13 protein-coding genes are annotated in these 17,058 nt (G+C 46.6%); 5 read left to right on the top strand and 8 right to left on the bottom strand.

Annotation, left to right across the window (positions count from 1 at the left end):
• Nucleotides 1-103: 103 nt before the first annotated feature.
• Nucleotides 104-1,141 carry a LacI family DNA-binding transcriptional regulator gene (locus ACQ4MX_RS23235; RefSeq protein ID WP_431087573.1) on the bottom strand — a complete coding sequence of 346 codons (1,038 nt, stop codon included), beginning with the start codon at nt 1,139-1,141 and terminating at the stop codon, nt 104-106.
• 340 nt (nt 1,142-1,481) lie between these two features.
• Between ACQ4MX_RS23235 and ACQ4MX_RS23230 the strand changes: the two genes are divergently transcribed.
• Complete coding sequence (locus tag ACQ4MX_RS23230; RefSeq protein ID WP_431087571.1) at nt 1,482-2,534, top strand: 2,3-butanediol dehydrogenase; 1,053 nt, start codon at nt 1,482-1,484, stop codon at nt 2,532-2,534.
• Between the two features lie 119 nt (nt 2,535-2,653).
• Here ACQ4MX_RS23230 and ACQ4MX_RS23225 read toward each other — a convergent pair whose 3' ends face one another.
• Nucleotides 2,654-4,651 (bottom strand): ABC transporter substrate-binding protein, encoded by a 1,998-nt coding sequence (locus tag ACQ4MX_RS23225; RefSeq protein WP_431087569.1) that lies wholly within the window; start codon nt 4,649-4,651, stop codon nt 2,654-2,656.
• A gap of 181 nt (nt 4,652-4,832) precedes the next feature.
• On the opposite strand from ACQ4MX_RS23225, the gene ACQ4MX_RS23220 reads away from it, so the two are divergent.
• The 3 genes from ACQ4MX_RS23220 to ACQ4MX_RS23210 all read left to right on the top strand — a co-directional run bounded on the left by ACQ4MX_RS23220 (nt 4,833) and on the right by ACQ4MX_RS23210 (nt 8,888).
• Nucleotides 4,833-6,098: a VWA domain-containing protein gene (locus ACQ4MX_RS23220; protein ID WP_431087567.1), complete on the top strand. Its 1,266-nt coding sequence runs from the start codon at nt 4,833-4,835 to the stop codon at nt 6,096-6,098.
• Nucleotides 6,099-6,394: 296 nt separating this feature from the next.
• Nucleotides 6,395-7,738: an amino acid permease gene (locus ACQ4MX_RS23215; protein WP_192513284.1), complete on the top strand. Its 1,344-nt coding sequence runs from the start codon at nt 6,395-6,397 to the stop codon at nt 7,736-7,738.
• Between the two features lie 7 nt (nt 7,739-7,745).
• On the top strand, nt 7,746-8,888 hold the full coding sequence (locus ACQ4MX_RS23210; protein WP_431087565.1) for a VanZ family protein: 1,143 nt from the start codon (nt 7,746-7,748) through the stop codon (nt 8,886-8,888).
• Between the two features lie 164 nt (nt 8,889-9,052).
• On the opposite strand, the gene ACQ4MX_RS23205 is transcribed toward ACQ4MX_RS23210, so the two are convergent.
• From ACQ4MX_RS23205 to gdhA, 5 genes are all read right to left on the bottom strand, one after another.
• Nucleotides 9,053-9,706, bottom strand: a complete 654-nt coding sequence (locus ACQ4MX_RS23205; protein ID WP_014282742.1) for a nitroreductase family protein — start codon at nt 9,704-9,706, stop codon at nt 9,053-9,055.
• A gap of 401 nt (nt 9,707-10,107) precedes the next feature.
• Complete coding sequence (locus ACQ4MX_RS23200) at nt 10,108-11,304, bottom strand: IS110 family transposase (RefSeq protein WP_431087564.1); 1,197 nt, start codon at nt 11,302-11,304, stop codon at nt 10,108-10,110.
• A 247-nt stretch (nt 11,305-11,551) separates the two neighbouring features.
• Complete coding sequence (dmpI, locus tag ACQ4MX_RS23195; RefSeq protein ID WP_354454040.1) at nt 11,552-11,734, bottom strand: 4-oxalocrotonate tautomerase DmpI; 183 nt, start codon at nt 11,732-11,734, stop codon at nt 11,552-11,554.
• A 44-nt stretch (nt 11,735-11,778) separates the two neighbouring features.
• Nucleotides 11,779-12,171: a MarR family winged helix-turn-helix transcriptional regulator gene (locus ACQ4MX_RS23190; RefSeq protein ID WP_431091391.1), complete on the bottom strand. Its 393-nt coding sequence runs from the start codon at nt 12,169-12,171 to the stop codon at nt 11,779-11,781.
• A gap of 341 nt (nt 12,172-12,512) precedes the next feature.
• Entirely contained in the window at nt 12,513-13,889 is a 1,377-nt protein-coding gene (gene gdhA, locus ACQ4MX_RS23185; protein ID WP_431087563.1) for an NADP-specific glutamate dehydrogenase, read from the bottom strand.
• Nucleotides 13,890-14,227: 338 nt separating this feature from the next.
• Between gdhA and ACQ4MX_RS23180 the strand changes: the two genes are divergently transcribed.
• Nucleotides 14,228-15,409 (top strand): MFS transporter, encoded by a 1,182-nt coding sequence (locus ACQ4MX_RS23180; protein ID WP_431087562.1) that lies wholly within the window; start codon nt 14,228-14,230, stop codon nt 15,407-15,409.
• Nucleotides 15,410-15,567: 158 nt separating this feature from the next.
• On the opposite strand, the gene thrC is transcribed toward ACQ4MX_RS23180, so the two are convergent.
• Entirely contained in the window at nt 15,568-16,959 is a 1,392-nt protein-coding gene (gene thrC, locus ACQ4MX_RS23175) for a threonine synthase (RefSeq protein WP_431087560.1), read from the bottom strand.
• Nucleotides 16,960-17,058 lie beyond the last annotated feature (99 nt).

Genomic DNA, 17,058 nt, shown 5'->3' with positions numbered 1-17,058 from the left:
AACAAACAATGGTAGTTACGATTGCCCAAAACCCATTCATATCCTACTACGCCAGCGGCCGTTCATCCATCATTATAACGATAGGAAGTTTCCAGCTAGACTACTACTCGTCACGTCCAACCGTAGGCTTGCGAATCACAGACACGCTCGATTCCCTGACGATTAAGCGAGGCTCGAATTGCACTCGCTCGTAATCGCCCGGTGTCTGATCCTGAATCCGCTTGAGCAGCAGCTCCGCAGCCAATCGTGCCACCTCTTCTCCCATAATGGAAACAGAGCTGATCTGCGGCGTTGTTACCGTAGCCCATAAATTGTTATCAATGCCGACCACCGCTACCTCTTCCGGCACTTTTACACCCAAATCCTTAAATCGATTCACGATTCCTATCGCTACCATATCGTTAACCGCATAAATGGCATCCGGCATGTGTTTCAAGCTATAAAAATAATCGGCTGCACGCAATCCCGTCTCAAAGGAGAAATCATCGCCAAAATAAACAAGAGAAATATCCACATGCGGGAGAAATTGCTCATAGGCGAAGTATCTTTCCTCGATTTTGTCCTTCGCAGCGCCTGCATAAGCAATTCTCGTTCGACCGATTTTAAGCAAATGCTCCATCACAAGCCGTCCCTCTTGTCGGGCCAGACTGACAATATCGGCTTTGACGTCTTCGCCCAGCTTTTTGCCGTAGTTAATGATGGACACCGGAACGCTGGCTTTATTGATCAGATCCACCAGCATTTTGGGATACGCCAGTGGCATAATAATAAGTCCGTCCACATGCAGCTTCTTGACCTCCCGCACCGTTTCAAGCTCCATTCTGGCATTTCCGGCGGTATTAATTTGCACGACCCGGTAACCATGCTGCTTGGCAGCTTGCTCCACGGACCAAGCGATCTCAGGGATAATCGCGTTACGGATATCCGGCACGGCCAACGCAATTTGGTGTGTTTGGCGAACCTTCAGGCTCTGAGCCGAGGTATTGGGCGTAAAACCCATTTCTTCAATCACTTGCAAAATCAATGCCTTCGTTCTCGGGCTGATGCCCTCACTATCGTTAATAGCTCTGGAGACAGTCGCAATACCAACCCCTGCTCGCTTGGCTACATCCTCTATGGTTACTTTTTTTTGATCTGGCACACCCAAAATCCTTTCACGGTCGGAATCGTTTTCTGATTTTCAACAATAAAATCTCTGTATTGATATTATACCATAGAATGAGTATTTAAAAATTGAAGTAGTTTCTTCATTATCGCTGCTTCGTTTAAAAAATTCACAAAATCTCTTTAGTCAAAGCGATAGCCCAAATATAGCGCTGTAGTAACAAGTGATTATATTCACACAAAAATCAAGTGCTTTTTGTATGGATTTGGTTTGACAATGTGTAAAAATTGTGACATATTATTTTTCGGAAACGTTTCCTAATTCATTTGCTTTTATAACAATACATGATCACATATTCGTCAAGGAGATGACAAACATGCAAGCATTGAGATGGCATGGAGTAAAAGACTTACGATTGGAAAACATCGAGCAGCCCGCCGCTCTGGCAGGAAAAGTAAAAATCAAAGTAGAATGGTGTGGCATTTGCGGAAGTGATCTTCACGAATATGTAGCAGGACCAATCTTTATTCCCCAAGATGCACAGCATCCATTGACTGGTGAAAAGGCTCCTGTCGTCATGGGACATGAATTCTCTGGACAAGTGGTCGAAATCGGCGAAGGTGTAACCAAGATTCAGGTTGGCGACCGTGTGGTCGTAGAACCGATTTTTGCATGTGGAGAATGTGATGCATGTAAACAAGGCAGCTATAATCTTTGCGATAAAATGGGCTTCCTCGGTCTGGCAGGCGGCGGTGGTGGATTTTCCGAATATGTCACAGCAGACGAGCATATGGTTCACAAAATTCCCGAAAGCGTGTCTTTCGAGCAAGGCGCTTTGGTAGAACCTTCAGCCGTTGCCCTGTATGCTGTTCGCCAAAGCCAACTAAAAGTCGGCGACAAAGCTGTAGTATTCGGCGCTGGTCCTATCGGATTGCTGGTTATTGAAGCGTTGAAAGCTTCGGGCGCATCTGAAATTTATGCAGTAGAGCTTTCTGAAGAGCGTAAAGCTAAAGCTGAAGAGCTGGGTGCTATTGTGCTTGATCCTAAGACTTATGATGTGGTGGAAGAACTGCACAAACGGACCAACGGCGGCGTAGATGTAGCCTATGAAGTCACTGGAGTACCTCCTGTACTGACTCAAGCGATCGAGTCCACCAAAATCAGCGGACAAATTATGATCGTCAGCATTTTCGAAAAAGAAGCTCCAATCAAGCCTAACAATATCGTTATGAAAGAGCGTAATATGACCGGCATTATCGGTTACCGTGATGTGTTCCCGGCTGTAATCAGCCTGATGGAAAAAGGGTATTTCCCTGCTGACAAGCTCGTTACCAAACGTATTAAGCTCGATGAAGTGATTGAACACGGTTTTGAAGCTCTGCTGAAAGAGAAAAATCAGGTTAAAATCCTCGTATCTCCGCAATCTTAATCTAAAAAGCAAACTCAGATGTCTGCCCTATGCAGGCATCTTTTCATAAAAAAGCGCTCCTCCATCACTGCGGCATAAAGCCGTAACGACGGGTGAGCGCTTTTGAATTACAATCTCAATTATGGAGTTACACTTTTCAGAACATCATCAATCATTTGGCCGTTTGCAATCGTACCTGTATAAAGCCAACTGGAATCTTTACCAAAATCATATATATGGCCTTCTTTAACCGCTGGAATTCCTCCCCATACAGGATCTTTGATGATCTCATCCTTGCTTACGCCTTTGCTGTTCACGATAAAGATATAATCCGCATCCAGCTCGGCCAGCTTCTCAAGGGATAAATTACTCCAGTTCGCCTTAGCCGTTTTGGAAATCTCCTGTACGACTTGTGGAATCTTGAATCCCAAATCCTTATACAATACATCACCGCTGGATAGATTCTGGTTTACGACATACACATTTTTATCCGTTACCCACAATGCCGCCGCAGTTTGTTGTCCTACCGTCTGACTCAGCTTGGCTTTAGCCTCTGCTGCTTTTTTGTCGTAGTTGCTCAATGCCTGCTTCGCTTCATTGCTCTTATTCAGCACCTCACCCACGGTCAGCAGCTCTTGACGCCAATCATTGTTCATATTACTGCCTACCACGTAAGTTGGAGCAATTTTAGAGTATTGATTATATTTGTCGCCTTCCACCATGCTCGCACTGTCCATAATGATTAAATCAGGCTTGAAGTTCAGAACCGCCTCGAACGGAAGATCTGAAGCAATGGCAGGAACATCCTTCAATTCTTTTTGCAGGTAAGCTTGAACTGAATTTTTACCTACCGACCATTGGGCTACCGGTTTAACACCCAATGCCACCAGATGATCCTCCAGATAAGAAGCGAGCACACGCTGAGGCTGAGCCGGAACCTTCACCTCATGCCCAAGTGCATCCTTCAGCACCCTTTCCTGTGATGTTGGTTCCGTTGATGTATTGTTGTTCCCTTGCGAAGCACCATCGGTTGCCGTAGGACTGGATGAGCCTGAGCACGCGCTCAGCAGCAAGGTAAAACTAAGCAATAAAATAAATGCCATGGAATGCTTTGCATTTCTATTCATTTGTAAAATCCCTTCATCATGGTTTTGATAATGATTATTATCCTCAATAACAGTATGCAGGGCGCCACTTATTGAATCAATGGAACATTCGGACATGCTTAATGGATTATCCAGACTCGTATCTCTCACAAAAGCAGATGAATATAGGCTGTCCCGGTAATGAACCGGGGATACACCCGTATATTTTTTGAATGCCCGGCTAAAGAAATAGACATCCGGGTACCCCACACTGGCAGCGATATCCTGTAGAGTGGCATCCGTCTTCCGCAAAAGCTCCTTCGCCTTGTCCATTCGCAGTTGAATCAGGTACATAATCGGGCTACAATTCGTTTGTTTTTTAAATAACCGGGTCAAATGTCTCGGACTGCATTCCAATAATCCGGCCAAACGTTCCAGCGTTATGGACTCCGCGTAATGATCCTGCATAAATCGAATCGCCTGTGTCACCATATCCCGGGAAGGCATTCGAACCTTCTGCTCCTGCAATTGCCGCATACATTCATACGCAAAATCATAGAACCTGCCCTGAGCCTGCACCTTGGACAACGTATCCTTATCATGCCATGCCTGCTCCAGTAGTTGCAGCTTTTGATACAGCATAACCGGATAGGGTGGCACAAAGCCATGAGCTACAGGAGGAAGGCTATACACCGTATGTCCCGATAGAGAAGCCACTTTATATAGTACAATAACATATTCGATTCCTCGTTCCGAGGGAGTCATATTCAGTTCCAGGCCTTTGCTGCCATGCAGCACGTACCATGAATGTCTTGTATCATCCTGATCATCCGCAGGCAAGCGTACACTTCCCTGTAATACAAACACAAAAGCCTGCGTCGGAAGACGATACGGTTGAAGCCACTCTTCCGGCTCCAGCCGAATATGTCGGACATCCATAACACGGATCGACGAATGGAGCCATGCGGAAAGCAGCTTGTTCAGCTCATCAGCCTCATGCTTCTTGCCCGTCCCGGTTTGGGAACCTGTCCGCTTTTTCCGTTCCTGCTTCACTTGTCAAAGCCTCCGCTTCATAAATACCATCTTATTTTTCCAAACCAACCCCATTATATATCATCTTCTACGGTGTCTACCATGAGACAAATATTCCTGCTCGAAACAAGGCGAATAAACCATTTTCATGGTACAATTTGTATAAATTTAAGATTTTAAAATACATAGGAGGTTTGACAGCATGAGCGGTTCCAACATTGTATTGAGTACAGGAGCTAATGCACCTTTCGGTAAGGAGGATACAGTGCGGGTCACCATTACATGGAAGCATGCACCTGCCGAACTGGATGTTAGCTGTTTTATGGTAGGAGCAGACGGAAAGGTTTCCTCTGATGACTATTTCATTTTTTACAATCAACCCGCTGACCCGCACGGACATGTACGGTTACAGCGTCCGAATGACAAAACGACCGAATTTACTATAGCGCTTAAAGAACTGGAACGAACTGGAGTGGAAAAATGTGTGTTTGCTGCCACCCTGGACGGTCCAGGTACTTTTGCCAATGTGGTAGGCTGCTCCCTTACTGCTCAAGGCACGCAATCACATATCACGTACAGTATCAGCGAGGCTACCAGTGAGACATCACTTGTGCTGGCAGAGGTGTATCGTCATACGTCCGGCTTCAAGCTTCGCGCAGTTGGGCGTGGCTTCAACGGAGGCCTGAAACCGCTTGCCGAGGCTCATGGTGTCACCGTGGAGGAAACGGAATCCCCAGCAGCACCGTCAGCTGCTAAAGCCGACGTGAGGGAGCCTCTCCCCGTGAATGGAAGAATTAATCTGCACAAGCAGAATGTACAATTTTCACTGAAAAAGAAACAAATAGACCGTGAAAAAGCACGAGTAGCGGTTGTATTCGACGCTTCTATTTCTATGTTCAAATTGTACACGGGTGGGACTGTGCAAAAAGCCTGCGAACGTGTGTTGGCTGTAGCCGCCTGTATGGATGACGATGGTGAAATGGATGTATGGTTTTTTGCGGACAAAGCCAAACGTGCTCCAAGCGTCACAGAGAGGAATTTCGAGAATTACATTCATAGGAATTATGCTGAGCCTAGTGAAGATAGTGAGCTGGGGTGGGGCAATAACGAGCCAGAAGTCATGAAGGATATCATACTTAAATACACAAAAGAAGATCCCAACGACATGATCCCGACCTACATTATCTTTTTTAGTGATGGAGGTATTTATGAACAAAAAAAAATAGAACAGCTGCTGATTAAAAGCTCAAGCACTCCGATTTTCTGGCAATTTGTAGGTCTTGGTAAAGCCGATTACGGAATTCTTCGAAAGTTGGATAAGATGCGCGGCCGCGTAGTAGATAATGCAGATTTCTTTGCCTTGGATGACTTCGACTCGGTGACGGACAGCGAATTATACGACCGTCTACTGAACGAGTTCCCTGGATGGCTTAAAAAAGTACGAGCTAAGAAAATACTGCGGAGCTAGTTCCTCGCTGCAATGCGAAACTTAAATATCCTCCAAGCAGAGCAATAAAAGGCACAATGACCGCAGATAGAGCAATCGTCAGCGCCATCATTCTGCCTCTAAACCGCTCTTCTACACATTTCTCTTCAGGTATTCCCCTTCATTTAAGTCATAGTAGAATTATATATGGTTAACTCCTTGCCAAATCCTATTTCTTTCATTTCCTAATTGGATATTTTCATGTAGTATAAACCTAATTGAGGCAACCCTGTTTGGGCTATGCTGAAGCTATAGACTTTATGAAGGAGGATTTCGGATTGAAATCAAATGAAGCCACTTTGCACAAAAAGCTGCTCCCTAGGCATATTACCTTTATGGCTATGGGTGGAGTCATCGGGACCGGTATTTTTAAAGGAAGTACCGAAACGATCAGCCTGGCGGGGCCTGGGGTCATTCTATCCTATGTCTTCGCGGGGCTTCTGCTCCTGGTCGTCATGGGCGCGATTGCCGAGATGGCTACCGTCTACCCCAACATGAATATGAAGGATTTTATTCGCAAAGCTTTTGGAGAACGGCTTTCCTTCATCATCGGCTGGTTGTATTGCTTCATGTGGCTGGCCGTCTGTATCATTGAAGTAATCGCAGCGGGAAGCTTCCTGCAATACTGGTTGCCAGACGTTCCCTTATGGGTACTCAGTTTAGCGAGTGCAGCCTTTATTATTGTGGTTAACATGCTGAGTGTCGGCGGTTTCGGGGAACTGGAATTTTGGCTTGCGGGTATTAAAATTGCCATGATCATCATCTTTATTGCATTGGGTGGGTGTATCCTGTTCGGCATTATCCCAACTGAAACTCCGCCTTATCTGAGCAATTACGTACAGAATGGCGGATTTCTCCCCAATGGCTGGCTGGCTATTTTCTCGGCGCTGCTGGTGGTTACCTTTTCCTACGGAGGCTCTGAGTTGATCGGTCTGACGTTAACAGAAACAGAAAATCCGGAAAAGGTACTTCCGAAGGTGGTTAAAAGCTTTATTTTTCGCGTCGTATTGTTCTATACGCTGCCGATTCTTATCATTTGCGGCTTGATTCCCTGGAATCAGCTGGATGCGAATACCAGCCCGTTCGTACAGGTGCTGTCTTCGGCAGGACTCCAAGGCTCGGCCCATGTCATGAACTTTATCTTGATTACTGCCGTACTGTCTGCCGCCAATTCGGGGATTTACGGGGCTACACGTATGCTGCATTCGCTGGCAGTCAATGGGGAAGGTCCTAAATCACTTGCCCGGGTATCCTCGAATGGGGTTCCGGTGAATAGTCTCAAATGGTGCGCCGTGATCCTGATTGTCGGTTCGATGGTCGCATATATCGCTCAGGACGGACTGTTCCGTATTCTGATGGCCGTACCGGGCTTTGTCGTTTTGCTCGTCTGGAGCTGTATTTGCCTGTCCCAGTTGAAGCTGCGCAAATCTTACCCGGTGGAACCAAGCTTCAAAATATGGGGATTTCCTTATATCACAGCGATAACCGTCGGATGCCTGTGGGTGATTGCGTTCCTGTTCTTACTTGATCCGCAAAATCGGATCAGTATCAGCGTATGTGTGGCGTTCATGGCGTTCCTGATCATCTGGTCTTTGGTGAAGTTCCGGGGAAAGCAGGCGTAAGCAGCTCATGATTCAATCGTATCTGTTTCCTGTTTCTTACGCCTTTCTCGCCTTTCCTTTTGCCGCGTTGCTGTTTACGCTGCCTTTTCTAATCGTACAGTATCGCAGACATGGTTATATCCATAAAACGAGGGCATTGCTGCTTTACCTGTTGCTTTTATACTTGATGAATGCTTTCTTTTTGGTCATTTTGCCGCTTCCGGCATCGCGTCATAATACGGCGTTAACCGGAGGCGCATTGCAGTTAATGCCCTTACAGTTTATTCACGACATTATAAGGGAGACTTCTATCTCCCCCTCCCACCCCTCCAGCTATCTGCATTTGCTGAAGGAACGCGCTTTTCTCCAGGTCGTTTTTAACGTTCTGATGACCGTGCCTTTCGGTATGTTTTTACGTTATTATTTTCGTGCGCGGTGGGGATGGTGTCTAATCCTGTCCTTTGGCCTTTCTCTCTTCTTTGAGGTGACGCAGCTAACAGGACTGTACGGATTTTTTGACCATGCGTATCGTGTGTTCGATGTGGACGATCTGATGGCGAATACATTAGGCGGCATGCTGGGCTTTCTTTTGGGCGAGTGGTTTTCGCGTTTCCTCCCGCGTCTGGAGCATCTGGACAAGCATTTGGACATCACAACCAAGCGGGTGTCCTACACCAGACGGGGTATAGCCTTTTTCGTGGATTGCATCATCTGGACAGGTCTGCTCGGTGTTATGGAATATCTCCATGTGCCGGCTGCCTTCTGGGTATCCAGTGGAGTATACTTCATGCTAATTCCTTACCTGACGAATGGGCGCACTCCCGGAAAATGGCTGGTGCGTATACATCTTGCGGGGACAGGAAATCGTATTTCCCTGTGGGAGCTCATGAAGCGCTACAGCCTCTTGTACTGGTTGTATTTCGGGATGAATTACGTGCTGGGTGGACCCGTGCTTTGGCCTCAAGTCCCTCCATGGGCGAGCGTTCTGATCAGCCTGATACTGTTGGTCATTAACGGGTGGTTCTTTTTTCATCTGGTTATACGCCTGTTCAGAAAGGGGCCGTTATTTTATGAGGAGCTTAGCCATACTACCCACCGAATTACATGGCCCAAGCGACTTCGCACCCCTCAGTCTGACACCACTGACCCTACTGATGTGTCGGAAGGTTAATACAAGAACTCAATGATCATAGGGCCACAATAAGTATGAAGCATAATGATCTGTGTTTAAAATAAATTTATTGCACCCAAGCGGTACAAAAACAGGCGAAGCAAAGGATTGTTCCTTTGTCCGCCTGTTTTTTTATATCCTATACAGATATCCATTCGTTTCTATTATTTCCACTGTGCGATTTGGTCAATCGGCAGACGAGTGGATGGATGGCCTTCATTGGTTCCTTTACCCATGGAAATGAGCATGACAGGTACATAACGATCTTTTTCAAGACCAAAGGCTTCAGCGATTCTGCTCTTGTCATAACCACCGATTGGGTTGGTGTCATAGCCGTGAGCGCGTGCTACCAGCATCAACTGCATGGATACCAGACCACCGTCGATCAGAACGGTTTCTTTGTTCACGACTGGATCAAGCGCTGCGAAATGGGCTGCCACTTTCTCCTGCTGCATTTCTTTAATATCTTTTGGCATATAGCCCAATTCTACAGCTTCTCCGAAAATTTGATCGAAATTATCAAAGTTGTTCAAATCTCCGAACACGGCAATAACTGCCGAAGATGTCTCGACTTGACGTTGATTAAAGCTGGCGAGCGGTGCCAAGGTTGCTTTACCTTCCGGGCTGTCAATCACAAGAAAACGCCAAGGTTGCAGGTTAATGGACGATGGAGCGCGTGTCGCTTCAGTCAGAATCTCTGTCATTTCTTCGCGGCTAATTTTCACGGACGGATCGTATACTTTTACAGAACGGCGGCCCAGTGCAATTTCTTTAAAATCATTGGTTTTAACAATATTGGATGTGTTCGTATTACTCATTCAAATCTCTCCCACTATAAATTAATATTTTCTCATGTTTTCTCACTCGTTCTTCGGTTTTCAGCCATTGACATATCGAGCACTGGAGAAGTCATGTAAGGATGTCATTATTTTCTGGAAGAGCCGGTGGCAGGAATAGAGGTTGGGACATTTTTCCCAATCTATGGATCGACTTCTATGATCGAACCTGGGATATCCACTCCTGATTCTTGACGGCTTACCCTCCCATATCACGCGGGGTCTTTGCCCTTACATTCCTTCGTTCAGCCTCTCAAGAGGTGGACGCCGTTTCTTGCTCCTTTACAGGGTCGTGCCCTTATGGAAATGATTCCTGCGGCTGCTCCGTGCTTCCTTTGTCTCTGCTTATTCCCGTCCGATGAGAAACATGAATCCGGTTTTTCTTAAGCTGTCTTCTGTAACTGGGCCTCACGTACTGGCCCTAAAACGTCGTTTGCATCGTACCGAATTTGCTTGGTGCCGAGCATGTGAAGAACGCGAATCAGTTCCCCGCACAACGCTACAATCGATTGCTTTTTCTTCAGTGGATTCTGACTTCGTTTGGTAAAGTATTGGTGCAGTGCTTTAAACTCCGCATTCTTCGCCACCATGGGCATCACGGCCCGAAACAGTAGCGCTCTTAGCCTTGCGCGTCCTCGTTTGGTATACTGGATTTTCCTTTTTTCTTCCCTGAGCTGTTCTCTTTGAGATTCAGTCCGGCCAGCCGTATAATCTGCTGTCCATGCTCGTAACCCCTTAAATCCCACTTCCGCCAGGAACCCCGCCAAGGTGACCACAGCCACGCCTGGCACGGTGAGCATCTCTTTCGTTCCTGGGATTTGAGAGAGTAGACGTTCCACCTCGGCTAGAATCTCTTCGAGCTGTCTGGCGAACATGTCGTACTGTTCCAGAAGTGTTTTAATCTCTATTTTTGCTGCTGGAAGTCCTTCGGTCAGACCGATGGAACTTCTCACCGTTTCTACCAGTTGCCGGGTTCGTTTCGTCCCTACGGCTCGCTTCACGTCTTTCTTCCAGCGCTGGACGATGGCTTCTGCACCTAATTCTACGATCTCACCTGGCGTTGGAAACTCCTGCAAGGTAATGCGCGAAGCTTTCCCTTTCCAGTCTTTAAATACCTGCGTGTACTCTGGAAAAAAGCGATCCTGCCAGTTCTGTACCCGTCTTTGCACCTGCCCGAGGTTCACCATGATTTTCTCCCGAAGATTCATGAGAATCCGAAGATCCGCGTAAATACTTGCTGGAAGCTTGGGTTCGCTGTACTTTCCGTTTCGAACCAAATCGGCGATGACTTTGGCGTCCTTATAATCGTTCTTGGTTGGCGAATTGTCTTCCAGTTCTTTGCTTTTGTGCACATGATGCGGATTCACGATAACCAGCGGGATGCCTTGCTTCTTTAAATACTCAGCCAGCGTAAACCAGTAGTGTCCGGTGGACTCGATGCCGAAGAGGACATCACTCTTGGCATGCTCCCGCCCTAGCTCCTTCATCCACTGAACCAGTTGCTCCAGTCCGGCACGAGTATTGGAGAACACGCAATCCTTTCCGAGTTCTATCCCTCGAAAGTCGATAGCTCGGGCCACATGGGTTTCTTTAGCAATGTCTGCGCCTACACAAGGGTCTTGTCGGAAATTCGCAGTATCCGTTGATTCTGTTTCTTCGATTGTTTATACTTCATAGTGAGCGTCCTCCTTTTAATTCGGGCATGAATGTGACTCCATTCGAGACCCAGCATACAGGAGGCGCTTTTTTTGTTCAAACCTCAAATTAATTCATTACAGAAATGGCTCCTTACCTTAAAAATGAATGAACCCACTTCATCTTCTGACATTAGCGATCAGATAATAATTTTCCTCCGAAACCAATGTTTTCTCTTTCGCTTTCCTTAATCAAAACAATAAAAGCCGACTCGGGTACATTCATTATGGTTGAAGCTGATGTGGTAAGTTCAGTGACCAACGATCTTTTTTGTTCTTTATTTAATTTGCCTGCTTCAATAGTAATTACTGGCATGTAAATTCCTCCTTATTTCCCCTAGGGGTGTAATATAATTGGGGTCAGTCCATATCGGACATATGACCATTCATAACTTGCAGCATATCGGCTAGCTGGTGCCGCTGGGCCTCGTCGAAACTTTGGAGCAACCGGGTCACAAACTGTGAGCGTTCCTGTTTAAAAGTAACAATACGTTCACGCCCATAATCGGTCAGGCTAACCAGCGTAACTCTGTTGTCCTCCGGCTTGGTGCGTCGTATGACCATCGCTGTCGCTTCAAGCTGCTTCAGATGGCGGGTTACGGCTGCACCGTCGATGCCAACCTCTTTTTGCAGTAAGGTTTGGCTAATTTCCTCCACCTGATACAACTTGCACAACAGCTGTAATCTGGATGCACTGATTCCTGCACAACGCTCAAACTTGGAGCTAATCTGCTTGTTCAACAGTAACAGCATATCAAAAATATAGTCAGCCTCGGGTGAAGTCTGGGTGATCGTAATCTCTCCTCCCTTAAGCATGTCACTGGGCTTGACGATCCAACCTTTGATCCATCAATTATTGATCTATCAAGTAATATACATCCTCTTTGAATATAAATCAAGCCCCTGTGAAAAATAAAGTGACTCTTATCAAATAAAAGCTGAGCACGCCCGCAAGGGGCACTCAGCTTCTTCTTGTATAACTTACTTATGTGATAACTCCCACACTACACTCATACGATAGCAGATCAGGATAGCCATACAGACAGCGCTATTCAGCTTCTCTTGCTCTCTCCATCCGTAGTTGTAATATCCCGTTAAATGATGCCGTGAGACAGCATAGCGTCTGCCACACGAACAAATCCGGCGATGTTCGCCCCTACAACCAGATTCCCAGGCACGCCGTATTCCTCAGCCGCCTTCACGCTATTCGCATAGATGTTCTTCATAATGTCATGCAGCTTGGCATCCACTTCCTCAAAGGTCCATGACAGGCGCATGCTGTTCTGTGACATTTCGAGCGCGGAAACCGCAACCCCGCCTGCATTTGCCGCTTTGGCTGGCCCAAACAGCACCCCATTGCCCAAAAATACTTCAATCGCCTGTAGCGTGGATGGCATATTCGCACCTTCACCCACTGCTTTTACGCCATTGCTTACCAGCAATTGTGCTGCATGCTCGTCAATTTCGTTCTGTGTGGCACATGGCAACGCGATATCGCATGGAATCGACCAGATACCGGAGCAGCCCTCCGTATATATTGCGCCCGGACGCTCTTTGGTATACTCGCTAATGCGCAGACGATTCACTTCTTTAAGCTGCTTCACCAGATTCAGATCAATGCCGTCCGGATCATAGATGTAGCCATTCGAGTCACTACAGGCAACGACGGTAGCGCCGAGCTGCTGTGCTTTTTCAATCGCATAAATGGATACGTTACCCGAACCCGACACGACAACGCGTTTCCCCTCAAAGGACGAGCCTTGAGCGTACAGCATTTCATTTACAAAATACACGCAACCGTATCCAGTCGCTTCTGTACGAGTGAGACTACCTCCGTAATGAATCCCTTTACCGGTGAGGACACCGCCTTCATGTCCCCCGCGAATCCGTTTGTACTGCCCGAACATGTAACCGATCTCACGCCCGCCTACACCAATATCTCCTGCCGGAACGTCAGTATCCGGGCCAATATATTTATACAGCTCGGTCATGAAGCTTTGTGTAAAGCGCATAACTTCGTTATCAGATTTCCCTTTGGGATCAAAATCGGAGCCGCCTTTGCCGCCGCCAATCGGAAGACCTGTGAGGGCGTTTTTGAAAATTTGCTCAAAACCCAAAAATTTGACGATTCCCAGATACACAGACGGATGAAAACGGATTCCGCCTTTATAAGGACCGATGGCACTATTAAATTGCACCCGGAAGCCACGATTGACCTGTACGTTCCCTGCGTCGTCTACCCAAGGCACACGGAAGGTAATGACCCGTTCCGGCTCCACAAGCCGTTCCAAAAGCCCCTGCTGCATATACTTGGGATGCTTAGCCAGTACCGGAACCAGCGAATCCAATATTTCCTTGACGGCTTGATGAAATTCATTCTCATGAGGATTGCGAGCGATAACCTTCTCAAAAACGGACTGCACATATTCGGCTGCTGCTTGTTGACTCTGCTCTGAGCGGATAATGGTCACTTTTCTAAAACACTCCTTTTATATTTGGTTCCTCTATTGAGAGAACGGAACAGATTCATTCCGTGTTCTGGAGAGTGTGATTTTATGTATTCATAAAATTTAGTTAACTATACATGATTTTTTATAAAAATACATCAAATTTGCTCATAAAAAAATTTTGGCCCCTTCATTAAATATCTCTATGAATCTATCATACCTTGTCATATTATTAAACCAAAATCCCTTGATTTACAGGCTTTTTTCACGATAAATAAGAGTATGTATACCTTACCCTACATGGTACAATAATGTGAACAAAATGAAATTATATCTCAAATCAGAGCGAGGTCACACCGTTTATGAATTCTTCCGTCCCTTTACGGACATACAATTTTTTATATTTTGCCCTGCTAGCGATTTTTGTACCCTTCCTCCCCGTTTATCTGAACGAGCAAGGATTAAACCCTGCCCAAATCGGGATGATCACGGGCACCGGCGGCTTTATCACCATCATCGCCCAGCCGCTATGGGGCATGGTCAGTGACCGAACCAGAACGATTCGCAAAGTATTACTTCTGTTGATGATATGTGCGGGAATCTCCGGTTATTTCCTGTATGCCTCAACCAGCTTTGCACTGTTGATCGGCCTAGCTATGCTGGTGTATTTCTTCCTGATGCCCATAGATCCTCTCACCGAAAGCCTGAACTTTCGGGTAGCCGAATCGGTTGGAATCAGCTATGGCTCCATCCGAACCTACGGGGCATTGGGGTATGCCGTCATGTCGCTGGTGGCAGGCTACATTATGTCAACCTTCGGCGCTCACAGCCTGGCCTATTTGTTTGCCGGTATTGCAGCGATTAGCTTTGTCATTAGCCTTGCCATGCCGGATGCTCCTGTAACAGGCAAGCCCGTGACGCTTCACAGCCTCAAAACCTTTCTAAGTAACAAGGAAACTCTCCTGTTCCTTCTGCTCGTATTTGTCTGTTCCGTTCCGGCCCGGATGAATGACACGTTTCTTGGTGTCTATATCCGTGAGCTGGGAGGCAATTCCGAACTGGTCGGGCTGGCCTTTTTCATTGCAGCAGCCAGTGAAATCGTGGTATTCGCTCTTAGCTTCTGGTGGTTGCGTGCAGGGAAAGAGCTTGCTATTATCTCTATTTCTGCCGCCTTTTATTTTATTCGCTTCTTCGCTTCAGCCTGGATCAGCGATCCGCAGTTACTCGCCTATTTGCAGGTGCTTCAACTGCTGACCTTCCCGATATTTTACTCAGCGGCTATCCAATACTTGTACCGGATCGTGCCGGAGGAATGGCGTGCGACCGGACAAACCGTGCTGGCTTTGCTATTTTTCGGCGTTTCGGGTATTGTGGCCTCTTATGCAGGCGGCGCGGTGTACGAAACCTTCGGCGGGCAAGTGCTGTATCTGTCCATAGCTATCATGTCCTTTATTGGGATGGTGTTCGGCCTGATTTTAATGAGAATTTATGGACGACGGCATGGGTCAGATACATCAAATGGATACCATCATTCCGCTTCATAGCATGAAGCTGAAACATTGCTTTATGTGTGAAAACGACTCCTAGGTAGCTGATTCACGAGTATAACAAGTATGGAAAGTGCAAAAAGAGGCTGCGCACAGGGCATAGCCTCTTTTTTACATCCTATGAGGGTATAACTCGTCGTAATCGGGATGATCCTCTACACATAAAAGGCTTCAAGCAGACGCACAATTTCGGCCTCGTCATGCTCTACCACTTGCTGGTGCTGTGATTTGGAAAACAACTGCTCGATCTGCGCCGGGAACTCCTGCTTAATGTCCACCAGACGGATCGCTTCGTCGAATTTGGCCGGATGCGCCGTTGCAAAGGTCACACATACTTCGTCCGCGCCATTATACGCCTCATACGCGGCAATACCGCAAGCCGTATGCGGGTCCAGTAAATAATCGTATTCGGCCTTGTATTTTTTGATCAGCTCCAGACACTGCTCATTCGAAGCGCCGAGCGCTTCAAAATCCTGCTGTACCCGTTTCAAATCCTCTGCACTGATCACAATCCGTCCCTCGGTTTTGAGGTTATTCATGTATTCAGATACCTTGGCTGCATCTTCTCCAAGGAAGTAATACAGGTATCTTTCGAAATTGCTCGCCACCTGAATGTCCATGGAAGGACTATACGTGCTTTTGAAGCCGCCTGGTTTGTATTCGCCTGTCTTCACGAAGCGCTCCAAAATATTATTTTCATTCGTCGCAATGATCAGCTTATGGATCGGCAAGCCCATTTTCTTCGCAAGAAAGCCGGAAAAAATATTGCCGAAGTTACCAGATGGCACACTGATATTGATTTTTTTCGTACCCGCTGACTCCTGCGCCCGGAAATAAGCATAGAAGTAATATACGGTTTGCGCCAAAATGCGCACAAAGTTAATCGAGTTAATCGCGCGCAGATGATGTTTTCCTTTGAAATCCAGATCGGCAAACAGGTCCTTAATGACTTTTTGACAATCGTCAAAGTTCCCTTTTACGGACAGATTCAGTACATTTTCATCGTCAACGGTCGTCATTTGCAGCTCTTGTACCTTGCTTACTTTTTGATGCGGATGCAAAATACAGATTTTAATGCCTTCCTTGCCACGCACGCCCTGAATCGCTGCCGCCCCGGTATCGCCCGAGGTTGCACCCAAAATGTGAATGATCTCATTCTGTTTCTTGGACACGTAGGAATAAAATTCACCCATAAATTGCAGTGCCACATCCTTGAACGCGAACGTAGGTCCGTGGAACAGCTCCAAAATATATAGAGAATCGTTGATCTTCTTCACTGGCGTGACTTCGGGATGACGGAAGCTCGCATAACTGCGCTCCACCAACTGCTCCAAATCTTCACGAGGAATCTCATCATTGATATACAGCGCAAAAACTTCCAGCAGCAGCTCTCTGTAGCTCAATGTTGCCCATTGCTCCAAAGTAGCTGCCGACACGGTCGGAATCTGCTCCGGTACCATCAGACCTCCATCGTCAGCTAACCCCATGAGCACGGTATCAATAAATCCCTTGGCTTCTACTCGACCTCTAGTGCTTATATATCTCATATACATCCCCCAATAAAAATTCAATTCGAACCTTTTTTCGAATATATTATTGTCTATAATACCCTGTCGCGGTGCTGTAACCAAGCCTTTTTTTCATAT

Origin of the sequence: Paenibacillus sp. 8b26, assembly GCF_050626875.1 — a bacterium.
In the GTDB taxonomy this organism is placed as follows: domain Bacteria; phylum Bacillota; class Bacilli; order Paenibacillales; family Paenibacillaceae; genus Paenibacillus.
Note: the sequence above shows the minus strand (reverse complement) of the source record. Positions and strands in the feature narration are given on the sequence as shown.